Below are 25,181 nucleotides of genomic sequence, written 5' to 3'. Positions count from 1 at the left end.
TCTCCTTTTATCTTTATTCAAATTAACGTAGCAAGATGCTCTTTCGCATCATATTCAACTAAACTTTCAGCATTTTTAATTCGATGAACAAAATCTGGATTAGCTATTAAAGGTCTTCCGAATGCCACTACATCAATTGTTCCTTCTTGCAACGCTTCTTCAGCCTCTTTCGGATTTAAATTCCCTACTCCTACAATCGTACCATCCCAATATTTTCTTACTAATTGATGAAAATTCTTTCCGTCAGCAATAACTGCTGTATAATTCATCGTTGAAGGGTGAATCATCGTTAATCCAACTTCGTTGAACATATTTACAAACGTTTCAATTGCAAGCTCAGGGTTTTCCCACATATAAGTTGGATTATCACCTTTGAAAGCAGAGAAGCGAAGAAGTGTTTTATCAGCCCCAACAGCTTCTATTACAGCCTCCGTTACTTCTTTCATAAACGTTAGCCTTTGCTTTAAATCTCCGCCGTATTTATCAGTACGCTTATTTGCGAACTCATAAGTAAATTGATCGATTAAATATCCGTGTGCACCGTGTATTTCTACTCCATCAAATCCAGCTTCGATCGTGTTTTTCGCAGCTTGTGCGTATTGACCAATCACCTCTTGTATTTCTTCTAACGTCATTGCTTCTGGCGTGTCGAACGGTTTACGAAAACGCGGAACATTTCCCTCTGCAGCGATAGCAGACGGTGCTTGTGGCATTTGCCCACCAATTATCTCGTGATGACTCATACGGCCAACATGCCATATTTGAGCAATAATCGTTCCACCTTCTTTATGTACTGCCTCTGTAACAGGCTTCCACGAATCGATTTGTTCTTGTGTATAAATCCCTGGTACTCCTGGATTTCCTTTTGCTCTTGGGCTAATGACGATTCCCTCTGTAATAATTAATCCAACTCCATCAGCTGCACGCTTTCTATAATACTCAACTACATCAGCACCAACGACTCCCGTTTCATGATTCGCGAAACATCTCGTCATCGGTGCCATTGCTATGCGATTACGAAGAGACCAAGATCCAATTTGAATCGAGTCAAATAACTTCGTTTCTTCAATATTTTCAAAAGATCCCCAATCATTTATGTTTGTTCCTTCATAAATACTTGCTGCTTTATTATTTGAACTTGTCATTTTTCTTCCCCCTAAAAAATTCTTACTATAACCGCATCATACTTACTTTTAGATAGTAACGTCAATTTATACGCTCTTATGTAGAAATATTCGCATAATAAAACGAACCGTTTTATTACTATAAGGGTTCTAGAATTCAAATCTCTACTTTCTATTCTTATATTCAGTAAGTGGATGAGGAAAATACTTGTTAAGTGGATGTTTTCTTTTCTTCTAGTTTTATTACTATAGAATATATTGGTAATTGTTTTTCAAACTATTTACTAAAAAAACGATTTCCACTGTACTATATTCAACCTTACAGTAACGAGACTTCAATCATTCATTTGTTTTTTATTATACAAACAAAATTTTAGGAACGAATAAAAGACTCCTACATAGTTGAACGTATTTTTTCTATTTATCCGTTCCTAATCCCCATGAAAAAAGGAGCTGTTATATAGTCGAATTATCGACTATATAACACTCCTTTTTAGTTGACCGTATATGGCTAACAATTCATTTATCTCTTTAATATAAAGAATATAAACAATTATTATCTCTTCACATATAAAAAATTCCTTAGCAGTAGAAGTGAGAATGGTTCAGTATTCTTCTAAAAATAATAACTTATAAACCTAAAACAATGAAAGCCCTACCTCTCTTTCATCCTTACGGCTCCTCGTCCGTGCCAGTGTGAATCAGGATTGCAAAAATCAAGTAACTATTCTATCGAAGTGTTTAATTAAACTTCGAATATTCGTAAAGAATTTAAAAAATAAAAATGGATTTGATTGTAGTAATAACAAAAGAGGTTAATGCTCTAAAAGTGGTTTGAAAGAATTGAATGTCTTTGAAATGATTAATTCTCTATAATTATGTTCCCAAAAAATTCAAAACCTTTTTTGGGATCTAATACATTATTTGTAATGAATCTTAACAAAAGCTTTTTATTTGACTTTCTGTGATACCTTCAATTAATCCCAGTTCACTAATCAAAAATTCGTGTGCGTTATCTAACATTTTCTTTTCGCTTGCATTAAGTGCTTTTTCTTTCTGCATACGTAATAAATCACGTACAACTTCAGCACCTTCTTGTATTTTACCCGTCTTTATTTTATCAGTGTTCAATTTATACCTTTGTTTCCACGTAAGTAATCTATCAGATTCTCCATGTTGAAAAATATCCAATATGTGTGCTATTGCCGTTATATCCGTGACTGGTCGTATATTTGAGCTCAATATTCTCCCTGCCGGGATCATTACTTCCATATTACTACCTGACATTTTTATAACATAATATTGTTGTTTTTCTCCTGTGATTTCCTTCTCTTCTATGGCTTTAATTATACCTGCTCCCTGCATTGGATAAACAATGTTATCGCCAATTTGAAACAAATAATCCACCTCCATATATGGTAACCTTCTCAATCTTAACACACAATCAATTTTTTAGCAAAATTTTTATTTTATCATAAAATTATTTTTAATGTCAATCCTTTCGAACTAAGAAAATAATTTCGTCAAATATCATTAAAAACCCGCAACCTTATTAACTTTTCCGCACATATATACATTCTAATTTCACCTTCTCTTTTTACATAAAAACACATTACTACATATAAATAGTAATGTGTTTTTTATACGGAATCGTTAAACATTCCCTATTAATTTCACGCCTATACACTAACCTGCTTACGTACTGTCTCTCTCGCTAAAAGAAAACTCATAATCACTTGCGCAGCTACTCGACTTGTCATATCTCTGAAATCAAGGGTTGGATCAATTTCTACTATATCCATCCCTTGAACGAGCGGTTCTTTACCAAGAAATTCAATCGCATCAAGTAACGTCATACTATCCATTCCGCCAGGACCAATTGCTGGACAACCTGGTGCAAATGCTTGATCTAGTACATCCATATCAAGAGAAATGTAAATAGAAGTCACGCCTTGATTTCTTAATACTTCAATACTTTCTGTGATAATATCTTTGATTTGTCGCTCTCGTACATCTTTCATTGTATACACTGTCACGCCATGTTCTTTTGCATATTCATGGTACGCTCGTGCATTTGAAAAATTACGAATTCCGATTTGAACGAGTTGTTTTCCTGTAATGACATCATTTTCTAGTAAACTACGGAACGGTGTCCCATTTGATGGGCCACCATCATCTAAATTACGTAAATCATGATGGGCATCAAATTGAATAACGCCGACCTTCCCTTTACTATTTGCAAACCCTGTTATACTCGGAAAACTAATCGAATGGTCACCACCAAGAACGATTGGTATCATGTTCGGATTTACTTTCGTTACATGACCAACTGTTTTCGCAATTCGCTTATGACTTTCTTTTATATCCGTCACATGCATCGTAATATCGCCGCAATCATATAAGACACTTTCTTTCATATCATGTTCTTCTGTAATTGCGTACGTGCTATATGCATCTAACATTGCACGAATTGTTTTTGGTGCAAAACTTGCTCCTGAATGACTAATAGATGGTTTAGAAAGGGGTGCTCCAATTAAGGCAGCACCGAATATTTCCAAGCCTTCCTCCCAATCTTTAATCATCTCACTCCATTTCGTCACTTCACGATCGATAAACTTTGCATTTTTCTTTAAATAGTGGCCGTGCTCCACGATTGTTCACCTCTTGTATATGCGATATTACCATTCTTCCATACTGTATTTACATGACTTACGCCGTAATGATACGGTACGTAAGCATAATTGTAAGCATCCCATAAAACTAAATCTGCCTTGCGACCAACTCTAATTTTCCCAGCTACATCGCCACGATTAATTGCGTAAGAAGAGTTAACTGTTACTGCATTCCAAACTTCTTCTGGTGTCATTTTCAGCTTGAGCATTGCAATGCTCATAATAAGCTGAATGTTCTCAGTTGGACAACTACCTGGGTTAAAGTCTGTAGCCAAAGCAACTGCAACACCTTCATCAATCATTTTACGTCCACGAGCAAAGCTTTCTTTATTTAAATAGAAAGTTGTTCCTGGTAATAAAGTCGCTACTGTATTAGAGTTTGCAAGCATTTCAATTCCTTTATCAGAAGCGCCAACTAAATGGTCCGCTGATGCTGCACCAATTTCAGCCGCTGCTTCCGCGCCACCAAGAGGATCAATTTCATCTGCATGAATTTTCACATCAAACCCAAGCTCTTTCGCTTTTAATAAAAACTCTTTTGACTCTTCAACAGAGAACACACCTGTTTCACAGAAAATATCAACGAATTCAGCTAATTGCTTCTCTTTCATTTCTGGTAGTAGGTCTAACATCCATTGTAAAAATTCTTTCGATCTACCTTTATACTCTTTCGGAACTGCGTGAGCACCTAAAAATGTGGAAACTAAATCAATCGAGTGCTCTTTTTGTAATTGTGCAGTTGCCTCTAATTGTTTCCATTCCGTCTCATCATCTAATCCGTAACCACTCTTCGCTTCTACAGTTGTAACTCCGAAAGATAGCATACGGTCTAAATGGAATTTCGCTTTTTGAACAAGTTCTTCTTTCGATGCCTTTTTCGTTGCATTTACAGTTGAAAGAATACCTCCACCTTGTTCTAAAATTTCTAAGTACGGAACTCCTTGTAATTTTAATGCGATTTCATTTTCACGAGATCCACCAAATACAAGGTGAGTATGCGGATCAACAAGACCAGGAGAAACCATTTTCCCGCCGCAATCAATAACTTCTTTCGCTTGTAATCCTTTAGCTTCTTCCACTGTTCCAACGAAAGTAATTACGCCGTTTTCAATTCCAACCACACCATTTTCGATAACAGGAAGCGTGTTCATCGCTTCCCGTCTTAACAAGCCATCTTCTTGATCCATTGTTAGTAATTGACCGATATTTATTAGTAAAGTGTCCAACATGTTTTCTCCTCCTTATTTCATCATCGGAATGTTAACGCCTTTTTCTTTCGCAGTTTCTACAGCTAAGTCATATCCTGCATCAACATGACGAACAACACCCATACCAGGGTCAGAAGTTAATACGCGCTCAATACGTTTTGCTGCTGCTTCTGTTCCATCTGCAACGATAACCATTCCAGCGTGAAGTGAATAACCCATACCAACGCCACCACCGTGGTGAACAGATACCCAACTCGCACCGTTTACACTATTAATTAATGCATTTAAAATTGGCCAGTCTGCTACTGCATCACTACCGTCTTTCATCGCTTCTGTTTCACGGTTTGGAGATGCTACTGATCCGCAATCTAAATGGTCACGACCGATAACGATTGGTGCTGATAATTCACCATTTGCCACCATTTCATTAATAATGCGACCAAATTTCGCGCGCTCACCGTAACCTAACCAACAAATACGAGATGGAAGGCCTTGGAACTCAACTTGCCGACGAGCCATACGAATCCAGTTACATAAATGCTCATTATCCGCAAACTCACGTAATATTACTTCGTCTGTTTTATAAATATCTTCTGGATCACCAGAAAGTGCTACCCAGCGGAATGGTCCTTTTCCTTCGCAGAATAATGGACGGATAAATGCTGGAACGAATCCTGGGAAATCGAATGCATTTTTCAAACCTTCATCGAAAGCAACTTGGCGAATGTTATTTCCATAATCAAATGTAATTGCGCCTTTTTCTTGCATAGCAAGCATTGCTTCTACATGTTTTGTCATGCTTTCTTTTGATAATTGTACGTAACGTTCTGGATCTTCTTCACGAAGTTTCGCTGCTTCTTCTAATGTGAAACCTACTGGAATATAACCGTTTAATGGATCATGAGCAGATGTTTGATCCGTAACTAAATCTGGCGTAATATTGCGCTTCACTAATTCTGGTAAAATCTCTGCCGCATTTCCTAATAAACCAATTGAAATTGGTTCTTTCTTCACTTTATACTCGTTCGCAACCGTCAATGCTTCTTCTAATGATTCTGTATACATATCACAGTATCTCTTTTCAATACGACGATCGATGCTGCGCTTATCAACATCAATAGCAATGACAACACCGCCGTTCATCGTTACAGCAAGAGGTTGTGCACCACCCATACCACCTAAGCCAGCAGTAAGTGTTAATGTACCTTTTAATGAACCATCGAAATGTTGACGTGCCGCTTCGCCAAACGTTTCATATGTTCCTTGTAAAATACCTTGTGTTCCAATGTAAATCCAGCTACCTGCTGTCATTTGTCCGTACATCATAAGACCTTTTTTCTCTAGTTCACGGAAGTGATCCCAGTTCGCCCATTTTGGTACTAAGTTTGAGTTCGCTAAAAGAACGCGAGGTGCATCTTCATGCGATTTAAAGATTGCAACTGGTTTTCCTGATTGAACAAGTAATGTTTCATCGCTTTCTAACGTTTTTAATGAATCTACAATCGCATGGTAGCTTTCCCAGTTACGAGCTGCACGGCCAATTCCGCCATATACAACTAATTCTTCTGGTTTTTCAGCAACTTCAGGATCTAAATTGTTCATTAACATACGAAGTGCAGCTTCTTGAACCCACCCTTTCGTTTGTAATTCAGTACCTCTTGGCGCGCGAATTGTTTGTTTAACTTTTTCCATTTCAATCTCTCCCTTTTCTCATTTTATAGTGCCGCGTTTACATCTAATCTTTCTTTTATCGAATAATTCGCTTTTAACCAGTGCGTAATATTTTCAATATCCGTTGAGAATATGCGATCATTTGTAATAGAAGGTACTTGTTGACGGCCTTGATGGTAGAAGCTCTTCGTCACTGTACTCATGTTTTCAATACCTCGATATTCTGCTGCTTGCATCGCACAAATCATCTCAATTGAAAGAACACGTCTTACATTTTGAATAATTTGATGTGCATGGCGTGAAGCGATTGTTCCCATACTTACGTGATCTTCTTGGTTAGCTGATGACGGGATTGAATCAACACTCGCTGGATGTGCTAACGTTTTATTTTCAGAAACAAGTGACGCTGCAGCGTATTGCATAATCATTGCACCAGACTGAAGTCCTGGTTCTGGACTTAAAAATGGAGGTAAATCATTTAATTGCGGATTTACTAAACGCTCGATACGACGCTCTGAAATATTTGCAAGTTCCGCCATTCCTACTTTTAAGAAGTCCATCGCAAACGCAATCGGTTGACCATGGAAATTCCCACCCGAAATTACTTTTTCTCCGCCATCAAAGATTAGCGGATTATCTGTTGCTGCATTCATTTCAATTTCTAATTTTTCTTTCACATAATTTAAAACTTGCCAAGAAGCACCGTGTACTTGCGGGATACAACGGAGTGAATATGCATCCTGTACTCGTAGTTCTCCTTGTTTTGTTGTTAATTTACTATCATGAAGGATGTCACGAATTCTGCTCGCTACTTCCACTTGCTCTTTATAACCACGTGCTTTATGAACATTTTCATCAAATGCATCAATAATGCCTTGTAATCCTTCAATTGTCATCGAAGCAATGAATTCAGCTTGATACGCCATTGCTTCTGCTTCTATATAAGAAAGAACTCCTTGCGCTGTCATCGCCTGCGTACCATTGATTAATGCAAGCCCTTCTTTCGCTTCAAGTTCAATCGGTTCAAGCCCTTCTTCTGTAAGAGCAACCATCGCATGAACGCGTTTCCCCTTATAGAACACTTCACCTTCGCCTAATAATACAAGCGCAAGATGAGATAAAGGTGCTAAATCGCCACTCGCACCAAGTGACCCTTGTTGCGGAACGACTGGGTGAATTTTACGATTTACAAACTCAAGAAGCATATTTACAACAAGTGGTCTAACACCAGATACTCCTTTAAGCATCGTGTTCGCTCGTAAAATTAACATACCGCGTGATACTTCTTCAGGGAATGGATCACCTATACCGCATGCATGTGACTGAATTAAATTGTGTTGAAGTGCCTTTACATCATCTTTTTGAATAAGCACATCACTGAACTTTCCAAATCCAGTTGTAATACCGTAAACGACTTTTCCGTCCTCTACAATTTTCTCAACAACTTCGCGGCACTCCGCCACCTTTTGCATACTATTTGGACAAGCTGTTACACCTTCCCCTTCAAGTAACAACCTCTTCATTTCTTCAATTGTCAATGTGTGTCCTGTTAACGTAATCATTCTTTTTCCTCCTTAAAAAGGCAAAAGGGGACCTTATCTTTTTAAGACAGACTTCTGTCCCAAAAAAGTAAGGCCCCCTTCTAACTAATAGACTATGGGCAAATCATATGTGATTAATTCCTAAACCAATCGCCTCATGCTCAGATCCTTTTACAGGTGCACCAATCGTTCCATATAATGCAACAGCAACCCATTCGCCTTCTTTTTTTCCGTCGTATGGTCTACCGCGCACAATCGCAAAGCGAAGTCCTACTGTACGAAGAACGTCTGCTAACTGAATTTGACCTCTCGTCACTCCGTACAAAGCTTCCATAATTGCATGATAAAGTGCATGTGTTTCTCTGTAAACATCTGTTTCAATAACTTGGGTGCTCTTAGCCGCTGTTTCCATTGCTGCTACAACTTTTTGCGAATTCATCGAACCCACTTTCCCCGTACAATACTTCCAACCTTTTGGAATAGATAATACAGGGCTTTCATTCTCATCCGCAAGTGCCAACAACATGGCCATACGACCAATTCGATGTGTTCCTTGAAGAAGCATGTGACTCTCTCATTTCTTTTAATTATTTGAATATTTCTTAATTTAAGAATATATGAAAATGGTTAAATCGTCAATAGTTTAAACTCACATTCGAACAATTTTTTCATCCCCTCCATTTGTGTACACAAATTATTTACACGAATTTTTCAGGCGTGCTATAGTCTCACTAACAGATGCAAAGGGGCGATATTTCAATGACGAAACGAAAAGATATTCATTTTCGAATTGAAGAAAAATTACTTGAAAGGTTTGAATCTGCACTCCATTACGAAGGTTTAAAGAAAACCGACGTATTAACACACGCGATTCAGCAATTTTGCACGAAGGTGGAATGTGAAAAAATGAATGATGTAAAACGCCAATATAACGTAAGCAACCATTTACAAACACGTATCGATACGCATAAACATTACGAAGAAAAACAAGTAAATTTAGATGAATTCGTCATGGAACATTTACAACTTCAAGGAGAAGAAAAAATATTAGAGGTTGGGTGTGCTAATGGAAATTTTCTTTCCCTTTTACAAACTAACGGTCATAAAGGCCAACTAACCGGTTTTGATCAATCAAAAACGATGCTTTCTGAAGCTGCAATAAAGAATAGCATAATTGAATGGAAACTAGGTGATGCTGGTAAACTTCCTTTTGAAGCTAATTGCTATGACTGGGTCATCGCAAGACATATGTTATATCACATGAAAGATGTCGAAAAAACAGTTCAAGGATTCCATAAAGTAATTCGTCCCGGAGGCTCACTTTTAGCTACAACAAATTCTGACGTTACATTACCTCATATAGTTGAAATGTGTAACCGCATGTTAGACGCATTTGATTTACCGAAAACAACATCCTCAGTCACTCCATTTTGTTTAGAAAATGGTAAAGAGATATTACAGTCTGTTTTTCCAACTGTTGAAGAAACAGTTATTCATAATGCTCTCGTTTTTCATCATGCTACTCCGATTGTAAGCTATATTTCTAGCATGTTTCCATCACTAAATATACCTGATAGTACATATCTTCACGCCGAAATGAAGGAATGGCTAAAAGAAGAAGTAGAAAATGAATTGTTACTTCATAACGGTATATGGCGCGATCCGAAAACGTTAGCCATTTATCGATGTCAAAAAGAAAAAAGCTCCTCCATCATCACATTCCCCTTACCGCTATAAAAATTTATATTATGTTCGTTTGTTACCCCAAAATAAGAGGCAATCGCTATTCCAAATGGTACAAATGCATGCCTCTGTGCTGTAATGATTTCAAATTTATTTTTCAGCAATGCTGTAGCTACCGTTATTTCAAACTCTGCAAATGTTGGATATACGAATAAAAGTATTTTTTTCATAACCCTCTCTCCTTCAACCATCTCATAAAATATGCCTCTAATTCGTTCACTGTTGACCTATTCGCGTCCACATAAGTTACAGGAAATTGTTTATACCAGTCTTTTTCAGTTTCTACTAATTTAAATTGCTCCTCAAATGTACTTCTGTTTCTTGTTCTATCATTATTTTTTCTATCATATACATTCTTTTTCGTCACATCTAAATAAAAAATAGCATCTGAACGGCATTCTCTTAATTTATATAATTCATCTTTCAATTCAGTTTCTATATCCCACCCTTTCCCTATAATCATTGGATAAAAAAGTGTATAAAATTCAATATCTTCAGGTCCACGATCAAAAATTACAACTGAATCTTTCACATTTTGAAACTCCTTTATTTTTGCTTCCATAAACATTTTTTGATTTATAATAAATCCTTCTTTTGAATTCATATCCAAATTTAATTGCTTTCGCTTTTCTACAATTGGATAAGGATTTTCATATATAACTGAAAATCCACATTGCTCTAACCTTTTAGCCAATGTTGTTTTTCCGCTTGCCATCGGTCCTTGGAGCGAAATTACATACGCCATTCCTCTCAGTCCTTTACACTTTAGTACACCTATGATATACAGAATTTTGAAAACTATCAACAAAATATATATCATCTTGTTTCTTATTCTTATGTAACTTATAATAAAAAATAGAGATTATGACGGACGCATCGATAATGTAAGCTTGGAAATCCAAGCTTACATTATTTTTTGCTTTCTCTTTTCTAATAAAGAAAGTATACTATTAAAGAACGTACGTTCTTTATTGTACATACAGTAAAAAAACAGTAATCAAAAAAGTAAATCTTCATAGACATATGTATTAAAATATAATGATGAATTTGTACAAGTTGAAGAATTTTCGGGAATGGTTCATACGTCTATTAAAGTATTGAAAAATTGGGATAATCCAGGTGTTTTAATTGCTTATCGAAATCAAAAAACAAATAAAAAACGATCTCCACAAGAAGAACTTGTTCAAGATTTGCTATCTATCATTCATGTATGTAATCGTAAGATATATGATTGAGAAAATACAAAAAATGTCGAGGGATAAAGAAATATGAGAAGAGCATATTTTATAGAGATAAAACCGACAAATGAACAAATAACAAAGATTAATCAAACAATTGGAGTGTGTAGGTACGTTTACAACCTGTATATCTCAAAAAACAAGGAGATATATGAAACAGAGGGGAAGTTTTTGAGTGGATATGATTTTTCTAAATGGCTAAACAATGTCCATACAAAAGAATGTAGCCAATGGATAAAAGAAGTATCTAGTAAAGCAATAAAACAAGCAATTATGAATGGAGATAAAGCTTTTAAAAGATTTTTTAAGGGTTTATCTAAGTTTCCACGATATAAGAAAAAGAAGCAGCAAGATGTAAAGTGCTATTTTCCGAAAAACAACAAAACAGATTGGACAGTAGAAAGGCATAGAGTAAAAGTCCCAACGATTGGTTGGATGAGGTTAAAAGAATATGCGTATATCCCCAAAAATGCGATTGTAAAAAGTGGAACGCTAAGTAAAAGAGCAGGAAGATACTTTGTATCTGTGCTTTGCGAATTGGAAGAAATAAAAACGAAGCCAACACTCTATTCAACAGGTTTAGGGATTGATTTGGGAGTGAAGGATTTCGCTGTACGTAGCGATGGAAAAACGCACAAAAATATAAATAAAACAGTACAAGTAAAAAAGATAGAAAAACGTTTAAAACGTGAACAACGCTCTTTATCACGTAAGTTTGAAAATCTAAAAAAGAGAGGTGAACAATCTGTTACTAACAAAAGAGCAAATATAGATAAAAATATTTTTAGGGTGCAAAAGTTATGTGCTCGATTAGCAAATATTCGACTAGAGCATATAAAGTCTATTGTAAATAATGTGGTGAAAACCAAGCCAACATTTATTACAGTAGAAGATTTGAATGTGAGAGGTATGATGAAGAACAAACATCTATCTAAAGCAATTGCTAAGCAGTGCTTTTATACATTTAAAGCATGGTTATTGACGAAATGTAACGAATATGGAATTGAACTACGCCAAGTAGACCGATTTTATCCATCGTCAAAATTGTGCTCATGTTGTAGTCAAAAAAAAGCAGATTTAAAGCTATCTGACCGAGTATATACATGTGACTGTGGCAATGTAATGGATAGAGATTTGAACGTAGCAATCAATCTTTTACAAGCAAAAGAATATACAATACTAACATAAATAGATTGTATATATGTACGGTGGGCTACATCGGAATTTACGCCTGTGGAGTGTTACAGTAAACTGTAGTAGTGAGCGAGTGGCGAGACAGGACACTGAGAAGCAGGAATACTCTAAGAATATACATTTGTCTATATTTTTTGTAGCAGATAGAACAATGGTATACGATACAAAAGCAATTTCTTGGAATGAGTCTTTAAAACAACTTCAACGCCGCTATACAAACAAACAAGTTGACCGAAAAGAATTTGAGGATATTGAACTGATGGAATTCTTCCGCGATAACGACTACATTTCTTTACCTACACATATAAGCGGCCTATCAACAGCACGTTTTACTTCTTACTCTATTTTCACAACTGAAGATAAAGATCGTAAAGTTGGCACATTAATCATTGAATATGTAGAAGATGATAATAATAATTTATGTGTGGAACAACTATACTTCGTTTAAATGATAACGCTTGGTCAAAATGACCAAGCGTTCTTGCTTTCTATGAATCTCACTGTTTATAATATGAATAATAGAAAACCGCAATCATTAAGGGGGGATAAGCTTGCTCGATGGATGGTTCAGTTGGTTCATAGTGCTATGGACTGTTATTTTATTAGGACTTATGTCTATCGGTGGATACTTTATGTTCAGAAAATTTCTAAAACGATTACCTAAAGAAGATGGTATGTCCATTTTAGATTGGGAAGAGCACTATATTAATAAAACTAGACATTTATGGGATGAAGAACAAAAACAATTGTTAGAAGAGCTCGTAAGTCCTGTTCCAGAACTATTTCGCGATGTCGCTAAATCAAAAATTGCTGGCAAAATTGGAGAATTGGCATTACAAGAAAAAGCCTCTCAAATTACACAAGATTTAATTATTAAAGGATATATTATTGCTACACCAAAACGCGACCATAAATTTTTAGTGAAAAAACTACAAGAAAAAGAGATTGATTATTCTCATTATGAATCTTTACTGACAAAATCCTCCTCATAAAAAAAGATTGCTAGATTATAGCAATCTTTTTTTAACTTACAGTTACTGATTTTACGGCTGTTAATCTAGCTTCTGCCAAGTCTATTTGTAATCCGACCGCACTCGTATAAATCGTATCGCCTGTGCCTGTAATGTTGACTTGTGTGGATGTCGTATTTGGTGCAATAGAACCTGTTGCATTTACATTTGTAATATCAAACTCAGCTCTCGCATTTGCATTTGTAGTTGTTCCAGAAAAATTACGATCTGCAAAACTACCAATTGTATTTAAATTTCCATTAATATCATTTACTTGCCCTCTAAAAAAGTTTCCTATTGGATTATTTGGTCCTGTTAATGTCACAGAGTTCAATTGAAAATTATCACCTGTAAAGTTCGGATCACCATTTACCGCCATTACAAAAGCTCTTGCTGTCACTGTCCCTGCAGCTGGTGTGAAAAATCCAGAAAGGGTTTGTGGTGTACCTGATAATAAAAAACCTGGAAATAAACTCACATTTCTCATCGGATATGAAGAATCACGATATACAACAATCAACGACCATCCAGCACCATAACCGACTGGCTGACGTGTAGGTAATCTTGTTACGCTATACCTTCCTACTGCTCGATTTGGTAATCCTTGTAGTAAAGATGTTACGTCTGCTGCTCGATTATAAACATTGGCTATGAAAGGTAAATTCATCCCTCCTGATGACCATGCTGAATTTATTGTCACTTGTGTACTCGTTCCATCAGGCGTAACTAAATTTGGTGGATTCGCATCAACAACAGCCGTTGTAACAGCCGTATCCAACCCACCTGACCAAACAAGTAATGCAAAATCTACAACCGCTGTGGTTGGAACAATCGTAGTTGATGGATTTAATTCAGCCCATGAACCATCTAGCGTCCAATCATTCGTCGTACCTCCAAATGTATTTGGATCTGTTGATGAAGGAACCCCTCCAAAAGTTAAATCAGTATTTAATGTAATAAGTGCATTGTAAGCAAAGTTTGTATTAGCAGTACCACGCATTCCCATCGTATTGCCCGTGTGCATCATAAATAAATTATCATTTTTACCGTAAGCTTGAACGAAGGCCAATAAAGATCACTCCTATTATTTTATAAAAAAGATTTTTCACTAATATTTTCAATTACTTTAACTTACAGTTACTGATTTTGTAGCAGATAGACGCGCCTCTCCTAACTCTATTTGCAAACCTACAGCACCAGCATAAAGATAGTCAAATGTATTTGGGATATTAACTGTCGTAGAAGTTGAACCAGCTGTTAATACACCGTTCGCTGGGACATTCGTCACATCAAATTCAGCACGCCGATTCGTTGCAGCAGTTCCAATCGGCATATTTCTATCTGCAAAACTACCAATTGTATTTAAATTACCTAAATAATTATTGACTTGCGAAGCGAAAAAATTCGGATTAGCATTGTTAGGTCCTGAAAGTGCACTGCCATTTAAAATAAATCTATCGTCAACCGCATCCGTATCACCATTTATTGCCATTGTAAATACACGAGCGTTAACCGGAGCTACAGCTGGAGTGATAAAATTGGAGATTGTTGCTGTCTCACCCAAGGTGGAAATAAGTAACCCACTATATAAACTAACATTCCTTATTGAGTATGAATTATCACGGTATACAACAACTAATGTCCACCCTACCCCTGTTCCTTGCAAAGGTGGATTTGCCGTTGGAACACGTTCTACAAAATAATCACCTACAGCACGATTAGGAAGTCCTTGAAGAATACTCGTCACATTAGCTGCACGTGTATAAATCGTACCTTGAAATGTCCCACTCGACCTTGTTTCTCCCCAGGCAGGCGTACTTGTAATAGTGTGAGTCACATTATCCGGGGTTCTGAATGTTGGAATATTCGCATTTACTATCGCCTCTGTAACAGTCCCCCCCAATGTTCCTTGCCAAACTAACATTGCAAAGTCGACTTTAGCCGTTGTTGGTACATCTGTTACAGATGGATTAAGCCTCGCCAATGATCCATTTAAAGTCCAATCATTTGTTGTTCCTGCGAAGGTATCCGCATCTGTAGAAGATGGCACCCCAGCAAAAATCAAATTTGTATTTGTGGAAATTAATGCGTTATATTGATATGCAGTAGCTGTCGTAATACCGCGCATCCCTAACGTATTTCCTGTATGCACCATAAAAAGCGAATCCGTTTTTGTATATGTTTGTACAAAGGCCAACAACCTCACTTCCTTTCTATGAAAATAAATATTTATTCGCTATTTCATTTAATGCGAGTAAAAAGAAAAAGTTCCATTTATATACGTACGAGCTCATTTAGGCAAAAAAAAGCCTTTGCCTATTCCTATTCATTTATATTTGAATAGGATGCAATGACGAGTTCATTTTTCATATTTTTTACAAATAGAACCAGTTTTAAATTTTGAATTGATGCTATTTGTAAGTGTCTAACTATTGATCGGATTTAAATTCATTTAGAAAGGACGAATCTAATGGCAATAGCTACAATAGGAAGTCGTTTAACCTATACAATCGTTGTCCAAAATACTGGAACACTTCCTGCCCAAAACGTTACATTTACAGACCCTATACCAGCTGGCACCACTTTCGTTCCAAACAGTGTAACTGTTAACGGTACTCCAACAGCCGGCGATCCTTCAACTGGAATTCCTATTAATAATATTCCAGCTGGTGGTTCTGTTACAATTACTTTTCAAGTAGATGTAACAAGTATTCCTACCCCACCTGTCGCCAGTAACGTAGCATCATTTGGATACGAATTTCAACCTGCACCTAACGCACCCACTATCACACGTACAACAACAAGCAATATAGTTGATACAGATATTTTCACAGCTAATGTCGCATTAACAAAAGCAGTAGATAAAGCAATTGCTACCATCGGTGATGCGATTACGTATACAATTACCGCCACAAATCAAGCCCCCTTAGCTGCTAATAATGTTATCATTACAGACACACCCCCTCCCGGCACATCGTTCGTACCGGGTAGCGTTACAGTAAATGGTACTTCTACTACGGATAATCCTGCTACTGGTATAAATGTAGGAACGATTGCTGCAAACGGGAATGCTACAATTACGTTTCAAGTTCGAGTTAATACCCTTCCTACACCAAACCCTATTCCAAATAGTGCAACTTCAAGCTTTCAATATAATCCACCAAACCAACCACCAATTAACAGAAACTCTACAAGTAATATAGTTGAAACACAAATTAATGCTACTATCATTAATCCGACTAAAAGTGCAAACCAACAAATTGTGAATATTGGTGACATCATTACGTATACGATTACTGTCCCAAATAACGGTAATATTTCAGCAACAAATGTTTCTATCACCGATCCTATCCCTACTGGTACTACTTTTATTCCAAACAGTGTTACAGTTAATGGAGCGACACAATTTGGCGTAACACCAACAAATATTCCGCTAGGTACGATTCCTGCTGGTCAAACTACAACTGTCACATTTCAAGTTCAAGTCACTTCTCTTCCGGCTAATGGAACGATTACTAATGAAGCAAATATAACATTTACATCGCAACCGAACCCTACTGAACCTCCAACGACAACTACGACAACACCACCTCCAACAACTACTTCTGTACGAACTGCAATTGTAAATCCAACAAAATCTGCTAGTCCACGAATTGTCGATATTGGCGATACGATTACGTATACGATTACATTACCGAATACAGGAAATATACCCGCAACTAATGTTATTGTGACTGATCCAATCCCGGCTGGAACTACTTTCGTTCCAAACAGCGTGACAATAAATGGTACCGTACAACCTGGTGTAAATCCATCTGGCGGCATACAAGTTGGAACCATTGCAGCTGGCTCCACATCAACGGTTACTTTCCAAGTTCAAGTAAACTCCCTCCCTGCAAACGGAGTCATTCGAAATGTTGGAAATGTAACATTTACCTATCAACCTGACGCAACAAAACCCGGAATTACAACAACAAATCCTACTCCGCCTACCACTGTACCCGTTAATACAGCAATTACGAATCCGATAAAAACGGCTGATAAAACCGCTGTTGATATTGGCGATATCATTACCTATACTGTCACATTTAACAACGATGGCACTATCCCTTCTACAAACGTAATTTTTACAGATACAATTCCTGCCGGTACAACATTTATTCCAAATAGTGTAGTTTTAAATAACGCTCCTGTTCCAAACTCGAACCCTGCAACTGGAATTCCAGTTGGTACAATTAACCCCGGTGAAACAAAAACACTATCATTCCAAGTTCTTGTTACACAAGTACCAGCTGGTGGTGTTATTACAAACGAGGCTTCAACAACTTATACGTATCAACCTGATCCGAACTTACCACCTGTTACAACGACGGAACCGACTACACCTACAACTGTCGCAGTTAATACAGCTACAGTTAATCCAACCAAATCTGCTAATCGCGCCTTCGTTGATATCGGTGATACCATTACGTATACGATTAGCTTACAAAACAACGGGACGGTTCCCGCTACTAGTGTAATCCTTACTGATCCTATACCAAATGGAACAACTTTCATTCCAAATAGTGTTACAGTCGGCGGAGTGTTACAACCAAATGCGAATCCTGCAAACGGTATATTAATTGGGTCATTAAATCCAAATCAAGCGACTACAATTACTTTTCAAGTCCGCGTTATTAGTGCTCCTCCAAACGGAATTATTCAAAATCAAGGTACCGTATCCTCAACATATGTAGTAACCCCTTCAGAACCTCCTGTCACTAAAATTACACCAACTCCTATAACTGAAACACACGTAGATACTGTCATTGTTACACCGACGAAATCTGCTAATCGTCAATTTGTCGATATCGGAGATACAATTACCTACACTGTCACATTCCAAAACTTAGGAACCGTTCCTGCTACAAATGTGACCCTTACTGACCCTATACCGCCTGGAGCAGCATTCATTACAAATAGCGTCACAATTAATGGTGTGCCTACACCTGGAGAAAACCCAGAGCTCGGCATTTCACTTGGGACAGTCAATGTCGGGGAAACAGTTACAGTTACCTATCAAGTTACAGTTACAAACTTGCCTCCGGACGGAACAATTAGAAACGAAGCCTCCTTCACTTATCAATATCAACCGAATCCAAGTGAGCCCCCCGTTACAACAACTACTACGACTCCAAGTGTGAACATTCCAATTAACAATCCAAATCCGACAACTACAAAATCTGCAGATCGACAAATTGCTGATTTAGGAGATACGATTACTTTTACTGTAACATTCCAAAATAGAGGAACCGTACCTGCAACTAATGTTATTGTGCAAGATACACTTCCATCTGGTGTTTCATTCGTTCCAGGTAGCGTTGTCGTGAATGGAACATCACAACTTGGAGAAAATCCCGAAATTGGTATTCCAGTCGGTACTGTAAATCCTGGTCAAAGTATAACAGTTACTTTCCAAGGTGTAGTAAATAGCATCCCGCCTGGGGGAGTTATTAGAAATCAAGCAACTATAACATTCACATATGAGCCCAATCCAAATGAACCTCCCGTTACAACAACTATTACAACTCCTGAAACAGAAACGGCAGTTAATACTGCAACACTAAATCCACAAAAAACAGCTGATCGTTCCTTCGTTGCATTAAATGATATCATTACCTATACGCTCTCATTCCAAAACACCGGTACTGTCCCCGCTACGAATATAACAGTAATAGATTCTATCCCTGCTGGTACTGTGTTTGTTCCAGATAGTGCTACGATTAATGGGATTCCTCAAGCAGGAACCAATCCAGCATCAGGAATTTCACTTGGAACTTTAGCACCATCCGAACGAGCGACCATTACTTTCCAAGTACGAGTAGTAAACATTCCTGCTAGTGGAGAAATACGCAATCAAGGGAGTGCAACATTTAATTATCAACCGGATCCAAATTTACCTCCAGTTACAAAAACAGAAACAACTCCTGAAACAACGACTCCTATCCAAACTGTAGTCATAAGTCCAACAAAAACAGCAAACCTTACGTTTGCAGAAATTGGCGATATTGTAACTTATACTGTTACATTTACAAACCAAGGAACTATACCTGCTACAGGTGTAACAATTACAGATTCTTTACCACCTGGTACAACTTTTGTTACGAATAGCGTTACAGTAAATATACTATCCCTCAACCTAGTGTAAGCCCGATTTCAGGCATTTCCGTCGGTACAGTTAACCCTGGCGAAACCGTCACTGTTACTTTCCAAGTACAAATAAATGCTATTCCACCTAACGGAAAAATAGAAAATACAGCAAGCGTGACCTATATTTCGCAACCAACTCCTGGCGAACCACCTATTACAACAACAGAAACAACCCCGACTGTAACATTACCAGTTCGTACTGCTAATCCAGACCCGCAAAAAACAGTAGATCGCGAGTTTGCAAGTATTGGAGATACACTCACTTATACAATTACTCTCCAAAACAATGGTAATATACCTGCAACTGATGTTATTATTACTGATTCTATCCCTACTGGAACTACATTTATTCCTGGTAGTGTCACGATTAATGGTATTTCACAACCTAATTTAACACCAACAACAGGAATCCCAGTTGGAACATTAAACCCTAGACAAATAGTGACTGTTACTTTAGAAGTACAAGTAACTGCTCTACCACCAAATGGGATTATCTCAAATGAAGCTAATGTCACTTACACATCTCAACCAGACCCCAACCTTCCGCCTATTACAACAACTACCCCTACTCCAATTGCAGAAACAATTGTACAAAATGCAGAGTTAGAGTCAACAAAAACAGTAGACTTACAAATCGCCAACATTGGAGATGCACTCACTTATACGATCACCCTTGAAAACCTCGGAAATATTCCAATGACAAATGTATCTGTCATGGATCAAGCACCAGTAGGCACACAATTCATTGTGGATTCTGTTACAGTAAATGGGATTTCGCAACTAGGTGTTGACCCAAGTATCGGGATACCTATTGGTACAATACAACCAAATCAAATCGTAACCATCACGTTCCAAGTAACGGTTACAAATATACCTCCTAACGGGGTTGTTACAAATGTTGGTTCAGTCAACTTTACATCTCAGCCTAATCCAAATGAACCTCCTATTACAGAAACAGAAGAAACACCACCAGTTAATACTGAAATCATTAATAGTATTATTAATCCATCGAAAACAGCTGATCGAAACAACGTTGATATAGGTGATATTATTACGTACACCGTTACCTTCCAAAACTTACAAACTGTACAACTGACAGACATCGTTTTTACAGACCCCATCCCAACAGGAACTACTTTCATTCCAAATAGCGTTACAATTAACGGCACTCCAACTAGTAATATAGATCCAGCCCTTGGCATACCTCTTGGCACATTAACCCCTAGTGAATCGGTCGTTGTAACTTTCCAAGTTCGCGTTGTTTCCATACCACCTAACGGAATTATTGTAAATGAAGCTACTATCACCTACACATTCCAACCTAATCCTGGAGAACCACCAGTAACAGTAACTACTCCAACGCCCCCTACTACTACAAATGTCAACACTGCAACAACGAATCCTACAAAATCTGCTGATAAAGTATTTGCTTTATTAGGTGACACAATCACTTATACAATCTCCTTACAAAACACAGGAACTGTCCCTGCAACAAATGTACTTGTAACCGATCCTATTCCAGCCGGTACCACTTTCATACCGAATAGCGTTACGATAAATGGTGTTTCACAACCAGGCATCATTCCTAGTTCCGGAATTCTTATCGGTACATTAGAACCTAACACTTCAGTCGTTGTAACTTTCCAAGTTCAAGTAACATCAATACCACCAACAGGCTTTATTGAAAATCAAGGGACAGTTTCATTCCAATACCAGCCAGATCCTACTAGACCACCTGTATCTATTACTACCCCTACACCTACTACAAAGACGCAAGTAAGTGAAGTTACTACTAACCCTAACAAACAAGCATCCCCTCAAGTTATTAATCTTGGTGATACTGTCACTTATACAGTTACGTTCCAAAACGTCGGAAATATAAATGCGACAGATGTGATTATTACAGACCCTACTCCAAGTGGTACTACTTTTATTCCCAATAGCGTTACGATAAATGGCGTTTCTTCACCTGGAGCAAATCCAAATAGTGGTGTAAATGTCGGAACTGTAACTCCAGGGCAAATTGTTACGCTAGCTTATCAAGTTACTGTAAGTGCACTCCCGCCAGACGGTATAATTAAAAACACTGCAACTGTCACTTACACATTCCAGCCAAACCCTAGTGAACCTCCTATTACCATTACAGATCCTACTCCAACAGTTGAAGTATCTGTTATTACACCTACCCCTAACCCAAATAAACTAGCAGACAAACAAATTGTAGATATAAATGAAATCATCACTTATACCGTAACGTTCCAAAATCGCGGATCAGTCCCTGCAACTTCCGTTATCATTACTGATCCGTTAGCGAATGGATTAACATTTGTTCCAGGTACCGTTATAATAAATGGCATTCCGAATCTTGGCGCAAATTCTGTAGCGGGTATACCTGTAGGAACAGTCAATCCGAACGGTATAATAACTGTTCAATTCCAAGCGAGAGTAACAAGTGTACCACCTGGTGGTATCATTCGAAATCAAGCAACTGTTACTTTCACATATGAACCAATTCCTGGTGAACCTCCTATTACCATTACAGACCCTACTCCAATTAACACAACGAATGTAAATACAGCTATATTAAATCCGCAAAAAACAGCTACGCCAGAAACAGTTACACTAGGTGATATCATTACGTATACGATTTCACTCCAAAATACAGGTACCATTCCTGCTAATAATATAGTTGTAACTGATACAATTCCTGTCGGTACTTCGTTCATTCAAAATAGTGTTACAATTAACAACGTGCCGCAACCAACCGCAAATCCATCAACAGGCATCCCTATTTCAACACTTGCTCCTTCTGAATCTGCAACAATTTCTTTCCGTGTCCTAGTTACTTCGATTCCACCAAACGGAGAAATTCAAAACCAAGGTAACGTTTCATTCCAATACCAACCTGATCCTACTAAGCCACCTGTATCCGTTACTACACCTACGCCTACGACAATAACCCCTGTAAACGTCGGAACTATTAATCCGATAAAAACCGCTGATAAATCCATCGTTTCAGTAGGCGATACAATTACGTTTACTATCACATTCCAAAACGAAGGTACAATTCCTGTCACTGATATTTCTGTTACAGATTCACTTCCTGCCGGTACATCATTCATTCCAAACAGTGTCACAATTAATAACATTCCATTTCCAAACGCAAATCCATCCACAGGAATTCCTGTTGGAAACCTTGATCCGGCAGAATCAGTAACTATTTCATTCCAAGTACGTGTTATTATACTTCCAGCTAATAGAATGATTACAAATATCGCATCTATTACGTATACTTCTCAACCTGATCCTACTAGACCACCTGTCACAACAACGACAACAACACCACCAATTACGATAGAAGTAAACCCTAATGTGCCAAACACATTCATTAAGACCGCAAATGTAAATAGTGTGGAGCTCGGTGACTTCATCACATATACACTTATCTTTACTAACAATGGCGCTACCCCTGCAAATAATGTACTCATTACCGATCCACTACCTCCCGAAGTTACTTTCTATCCAAATTCAGTAACAGTAAACGGTGTTTCACGTCCTGGAAGTAATCCAACTATTGGTATTCTTATTGAAACTGTTAATCCAGGTGAATCGGTTATCGTTCGCTTCATCGTACAAGTAACAAGTACGCCACAAAACGGGCTTATCCGAAATGCGGCGCGAGTTAGATATACAGTGAGACCAGATCCTACTAAACCACCGATTCCTGTTGATGAGACTTCGGAACCAAATATTATTCCGTTTATCGGTCCATTCGTCTCACCAAATTTAAATTGTTTCTTTAATGGGGAACGTTTTATACGCCGCGGCTGGGACAGAAGATGTTAACAATATAAATAAAAAGACAGCGTCAAAAAACGCTGTCTTTTTATTTTATACATATACAGTTTTTAAGTTAGTTTCATATCTTTTTCATTATAAAAACCATCTTCTTTTTCCATTTCCTTCTGTAATTTCGTAAAGGAACGGTACATAGCAATTCTCCATGACACAATCATCGCGAACGCCAGTAAGAAGAACATGCCACTAAGTTGTCCTAAATCAAGAGATTGACTTAAGTATGTTTTAAATACAATCCGCACGACAAGTAATCCAATTAATATAAAAACAAATGCTTTTGAACGCTTCAAATAAATCTCTTGTCCTCTAATTTCAAATTTAGATGTTTTAATAAGAAAAATAGAGAAAAACAAACCGACGCCAATTGCTTCTAACATTTCTGCTGGAGTTAATCGAAATTCAGGAAAAACAAACATCAACGCTCCCGTGCTCATAAAAAATGGTGGAAGTATAATTTTTTTCAATGTTGCCGGTTTCTTAGCTGCTTTTAAACGAATAAACATCGCACCAACAGCCATACAAACAGCAACGATACTGGATAAAACAACTATGTTCATATTTTCTCATCCTTTTTTGTGGCTATATGCAAAATATACTTTCATTATATGCTTTTCCGTTAGTATTTCCAACATTTTCACAGAATAATACTAAAAACCGGTAAAACCACCAAATAAACTTGAGAAATATACGATAATTTTCGTCATCCAGTTGAAATATAGGAAGATACCCATGACAATCATAACGTATCCTCCAATCTTCATGAATTTCATACTATTTCTTTTAATCCAAGACATTTTCGTAATAAAGAATGATAGTACAAAAAATGGGATAGCAAACCCAAGTATGTATGCTATCATATAAATCATTGCTGATTCTGGATTTGTTGCAGCTAATCCAATTACAGACACTAAAATAGGTCCAGTACATGGTGTCCACCCTGCAGCAAAGGCCAACCCAATTAGAACGGATCCCAAATAGCCACTCGGACGATTTTTAAACGTAAATTTACGGTCTTGCATTAAAAACTTTGGCTTAAACACACCGACAATAATAAGACCGAACACGATGATAAATATACCACCTAACTGTCTAATTAAATCTTTATAATTTGTAAAGATGCCTCCAATAAAACTTGTACCAAACCCAATTGCAATAAATATAATTGAAAATCCAAGTAAGAAAAACGCTGTATGTATCATACTTCTTTTGCGAAGCATTGCATTTTCTTCTTTCAACTCAGAAACCGACATACCTGTTATGTACGATAAAAATGCCGGATAAAGCGGTAAGCAACATGGGGAAATAAATGATAAAAATCCAGCGCCAAACGCTAAAAAAATACTAATATCTTGCATGATTCCACTCCTCTCCTTACATATTGTAGCAAAAACACATAAAAATACTATGAACAATTCGTGAACTCACTTTAACAACGTGATAATAAGAAAAACTACCCTTGCAAACAGTTTCTAATAAAACGTTTTCATTTCCTTCTATTATATAGAACAATCTCAATGGGACTACGAAACTTCTCTAATTTTTATTAACATAACAAAGGTAACATAGTTCCTCAAATGATTAGCACACTATAATGGACTACCCTTCTATCTCCCTAAAAAATATTTTTTCAAATGCTGTCTTTATACAATAGGAAGCTGATTTTACAATACTTTTATTATTATTAATTTCAAGATTATGCATAAATATCATACTTTTATTATTATTCTATAAAA

Annotated in this window: 19 protein-coding genes and 1 pseudogene; 6 read left to right on the top strand and 14 right to left on the bottom strand. The window is 37.2% G+C overall.

Going from position 1 to position 25,181, the window contains the following annotated elements; all coding sequences use genetic code 11:
- Positions 1-17: 17 nt before the first annotated feature.
- The 7 genes from QCI46_RS09425 to hutP form a co-directional block, all read right to left on the bottom strand.
- Complete coding sequence (locus QCI46_RS09425; protein ID WP_353840029.1) at positions 18-1,145, bottom strand: alkene reductase; 1,128 nt, start codon at positions 1,143-1,145, stop codon at positions 18-20.
- Between the two features lie 915 nt (positions 1,146-2,060).
- Entirely contained in the window at positions 2,061-2,522 is a 462-nt protein-coding gene (locus tag QCI46_RS09420) for a CarD family transcriptional regulator (RefSeq protein WP_170771247.1), read from the bottom strand.
- Between the two features lie 281 nt (positions 2,523-2,803).
- A complete protein-coding gene (gene hutG, locus QCI46_RS09415) occupies positions 2,804-3,775 on the bottom strand; it encodes a formimidoylglutamase (protein ID WP_353840028.1) in 972 nt (323 codons plus the stop codon).
- Positions 3,754-5,025: an imidazolonepropionase gene (hutI, locus tag QCI46_RS09410; protein WP_048544131.1), complete on the bottom strand. Its 1,272-nt coding sequence runs from the start codon at positions 5,023-5,025 to the stop codon at positions 3,754-3,756. The genes hutG and hutI overlap by 22 nt, the downstream gene beginning before the upstream one ends.
- Before the next feature lie 12 nt (positions 5,026-5,037).
- Positions 5,038-6,696: a urocanate hydratase gene (gene hutU, locus QCI46_RS09405; RefSeq protein WP_353840027.1), complete on the bottom strand. Its 1,659-nt coding sequence runs from the start codon at positions 6,694-6,696 to the stop codon at positions 5,038-5,040.
- 23 nt (positions 6,697-6,719) lie between these two features.
- Positions 6,720-8,237: a histidine ammonia-lyase gene (gene hutH / locus QCI46_RS09400; protein ID WP_353840026.1), complete on the bottom strand. Its 1,518-nt coding sequence runs from the start codon at positions 8,235-8,237 to the stop codon at positions 6,720-6,722.
- Positions 8,238-8,340: 103 nt separating this feature from the next.
- Positions 8,341-8,781 (bottom strand): histidine utilization transcription antiterminator HutP, encoded by a 441-nt coding sequence (gene hutP / locus QCI46_RS09395; protein WP_000926520.1) that lies wholly within the window; start codon positions 8,779-8,781, stop codon positions 8,341-8,343.
- Positions 8,782-8,975: 194 nt separating this feature from the next.
- On the opposite strand from hutP, the gene QCI46_RS09390 reads away from it, so the two are divergent.
- Entirely contained in the window at positions 8,976-9,953 is a 978-nt protein-coding gene (locus QCI46_RS09390) for a class I SAM-dependent methyltransferase (RefSeq protein ID WP_353840025.1), read from the top strand.
- Here QCI46_RS09390 and QCI46_RS09385 read toward each other — a convergent pair.
- Both QCI46_RS09385 and QCI46_RS09380 read right to left on the bottom strand, forming a co-directional pair.
- Entirely contained in the window at positions 9,905-10,129 is a 225-nt protein-coding gene (locus tag QCI46_RS09385) for a hypothetical protein (protein ID WP_353840024.1), read from the bottom strand. The genes QCI46_RS09390 and QCI46_RS09385 overlap by 49 nt on opposite strands.
- A complete protein-coding gene (locus QCI46_RS09380; protein ID WP_353840023.1) occupies positions 10,126-10,704 on the bottom strand; it encodes an AAA family ATPase in 579 nt (192 codons plus the stop codon). Before QCI46_RS09380 ends, QCI46_RS09385 begins: the two co-directional genes overlap by 4 nt.
- A gap of 328 nt (positions 10,705-11,032) precedes the next feature.
- Between QCI46_RS09380 and QCI46_RS09375 the strand changes: the two genes are divergently transcribed.
- From QCI46_RS09375 to QCI46_RS09360, 4 genes are all read left to right on the top strand, one after another.
- Positions 11,033-11,194: a hypothetical protein gene (locus tag QCI46_RS09375; RefSeq protein ID WP_353840022.1), complete on the top strand. Its 162-nt coding sequence runs from the start codon at positions 11,033-11,035 to the stop codon at positions 11,192-11,194.
- 33 nt (positions 11,195-11,227) lie between these two features.
- Positions 11,228-12,385, top strand: a complete 1,158-nt coding sequence (locus tag QCI46_RS09370) for an RNA-guided endonuclease InsQ/TnpB family protein (protein WP_353840021.1) — start codon at positions 11,228-11,230, stop codon at positions 12,383-12,385.
- A gap of 157 nt (positions 12,386-12,542) precedes the next feature.
- Positions 12,543-12,839, top strand: coding sequence for a hypothetical protein (locus tag QCI46_RS09365; RefSeq protein WP_000262403.1), 297 nt, complete (start codon positions 12,543-12,545; stop codon positions 12,837-12,839).
- 103 nt (positions 12,840-12,942) lie between these two features.
- Positions 12,943-13,383: a DUF2621 domain-containing protein gene (locus QCI46_RS09360; protein ID WP_327958502.1), complete on the top strand. Its 441-nt coding sequence runs from the start codon at positions 12,943-12,945 to the stop codon at positions 13,381-13,383.
- Positions 13,384-13,414: 31 nt separating this feature from the next.
- Here the strand turns inward: QCI46_RS09360 and QCI46_RS09355 are convergent, their stop codons facing one another.
- Both QCI46_RS09355 and QCI46_RS09350 read right to left on the bottom strand, forming a co-directional pair.
- The gene (locus QCI46_RS09355; protein WP_327958503.1) at positions 13,415-14,470 is read right to left on the bottom strand and encodes a hypothetical protein; all 1,056 of its coding nucleotides are present in this window, start codon (positions 14,468-14,470) and stop codon (positions 13,415-13,417) included.
- A gap of 57 nt (positions 14,471-14,527) precedes the next feature.
- Entirely contained in the window at positions 14,528-15,598 is a 1,071-nt protein-coding gene (locus QCI46_RS09350; RefSeq protein WP_353840020.1) for a hypothetical protein, read from the bottom strand.
- A 273-nt stretch (positions 15,599-15,871) separates the two neighbouring features.
- Between QCI46_RS09350 and QCI46_RS09345 the strand changes: the two are divergent.
- Positions 15,872-23,436: pseudogene (locus QCI46_RS09345) on the top strand (DUF7927 domain-containing protein).
- A gap of 62 nt (positions 23,437-23,498) precedes the next feature.
- On the opposite strand, the gene QCI46_RS09340 reads toward QCI46_RS09345, so the two are convergent.
- The 3 genes from QCI46_RS09340 to QCI46_RS09330 all read right to left on the bottom strand — a co-directional run bounded on the left by QCI46_RS09340 (position 23,499) and on the right by QCI46_RS09330 (position 24,963).
- Positions 23,499-24,005: a CcdC family protein gene (locus tag QCI46_RS09340; protein ID WP_001028637.1), complete on the bottom strand. Its 507-nt coding sequence runs from the start codon at positions 24,003-24,005 to the stop codon at positions 23,499-23,501.
- A gap of 90 nt (positions 24,006-24,095) precedes the next feature.
- Positions 24,096-24,803 carry a cytochrome c-type biogenesis protein CcdA gene (ccdA, locus tag QCI46_RS09335; protein ID WP_001152685.1) on the bottom strand — a complete coding sequence of 236 codons (708 nt, stop codon included), beginning with the start codon at positions 24,801-24,803 and terminating at the stop codon, positions 24,096-24,098.
- A gap of 16 nt (positions 24,804-24,819) precedes the next feature.
- Positions 24,820-24,963 carry a peptidase T gene (locus QCI46_RS09330; protein ID WP_087944407.1) on the bottom strand — a complete coding sequence of 48 codons (144 nt, stop codon included), beginning with the start codon at positions 24,961-24,963 and terminating at the stop codon, positions 24,820-24,822.
- Positions 24,964-25,181: the final 218 nt, after the last annotated feature.

Source organism: Bacillus cereus group sp. RP32 (genome assembly GCF_040459735.1).
Lineage (GTDB): Bacteria > Bacillota > Bacilli > Bacillales > Bacillaceae_G > Bacillus_A > Bacillus_A wiedmannii.
Note: the sequence above shows the minus strand (reverse complement) of the source record. Positions and strands in the feature narration are given on the sequence as shown.

Excerpts from the sequence above, each read along its gene's own strand:
- QCI46_RS09425 (WP_353840029.1), bottom strand. The coding sequence starts at position 1,145 with ATGACAAGTTCAAATAATAAAGCAGCAAGTATTTATGAAGGAACAAAC.
- hutI (WP_048544131.1), bottom strand. The coding sequence starts at position 5,025 with ATGTTGGACACTTTACTAATAAATATCGGTCAATTACTAACAATGGAT.
- hutU (WP_353840027.1), bottom strand. The coding sequence starts at position 6,696 with ATGGAAAAAGTTAAACAAACAATTCGCGCGCCAAGAGGTACTGAATTA.
- hutH (WP_353840026.1), bottom strand. The coding sequence starts at position 8,237 with ATGATTACGTTAACAGGACACACATTGACAATTGAAGAAATGAAGAGG.
- hutP (WP_000926520.1), bottom strand. The coding sequence starts at position 8,781 with ATGCTTCTTCAAGGAACACATCGAATTGGTCGTATGGCCATGTTGTTG.
- QCI46_RS09390 (WP_353840025.1), top strand. The coding sequence starts at position 8,976 with ATGACGAAACGAAAAGATATTCATTTTCGAATTGAAGAAAAATTACTT.
- QCI46_RS09385 (WP_353840024.1), bottom strand. The coding sequence starts at position 10,129 with ATGAAAAAAATACTTTTATTCGTATATCCAACATTTGCAGAGTTTGAA.
- QCI46_RS09380 (WP_353840023.1), bottom strand. The coding sequence starts at position 10,704 with ATGGCGTATGTAATTTCGCTCCAAGGACCGATGGCAAGCGGAAAAACA.
- QCI46_RS09375 (WP_353840022.1), top strand. The coding sequence starts at position 11,033 with ATGGTTCATACGTCTATTAAAGTATTGAAAAATTGGGATAATCCAGGT.
- QCI46_RS09370 (WP_353840021.1), top strand. The coding sequence starts at position 11,228 with ATGAGAAGAGCATATTTTATAGAGATAAAACCGACAAATGAACAAATA.
- QCI46_RS09365 (WP_000262403.1), top strand. The coding sequence starts at position 12,543 with ATGGTATACGATACAAAAGCAATTTCTTGGAATGAGTCTTTAAAACAA.
- QCI46_RS09340 (WP_001028637.1), bottom strand. The coding sequence starts at position 24,005 with ATGAACATAGTTGTTTTATCCAGTATCGTTGCTGTTTGTATGGCTGTT.
- ccdA (WP_001152685.1), bottom strand. The coding sequence starts at position 24,803 with ATGCAAGATATTAGTATTTTTTTAGCGTTTGGCGCTGGATTTTTATCA.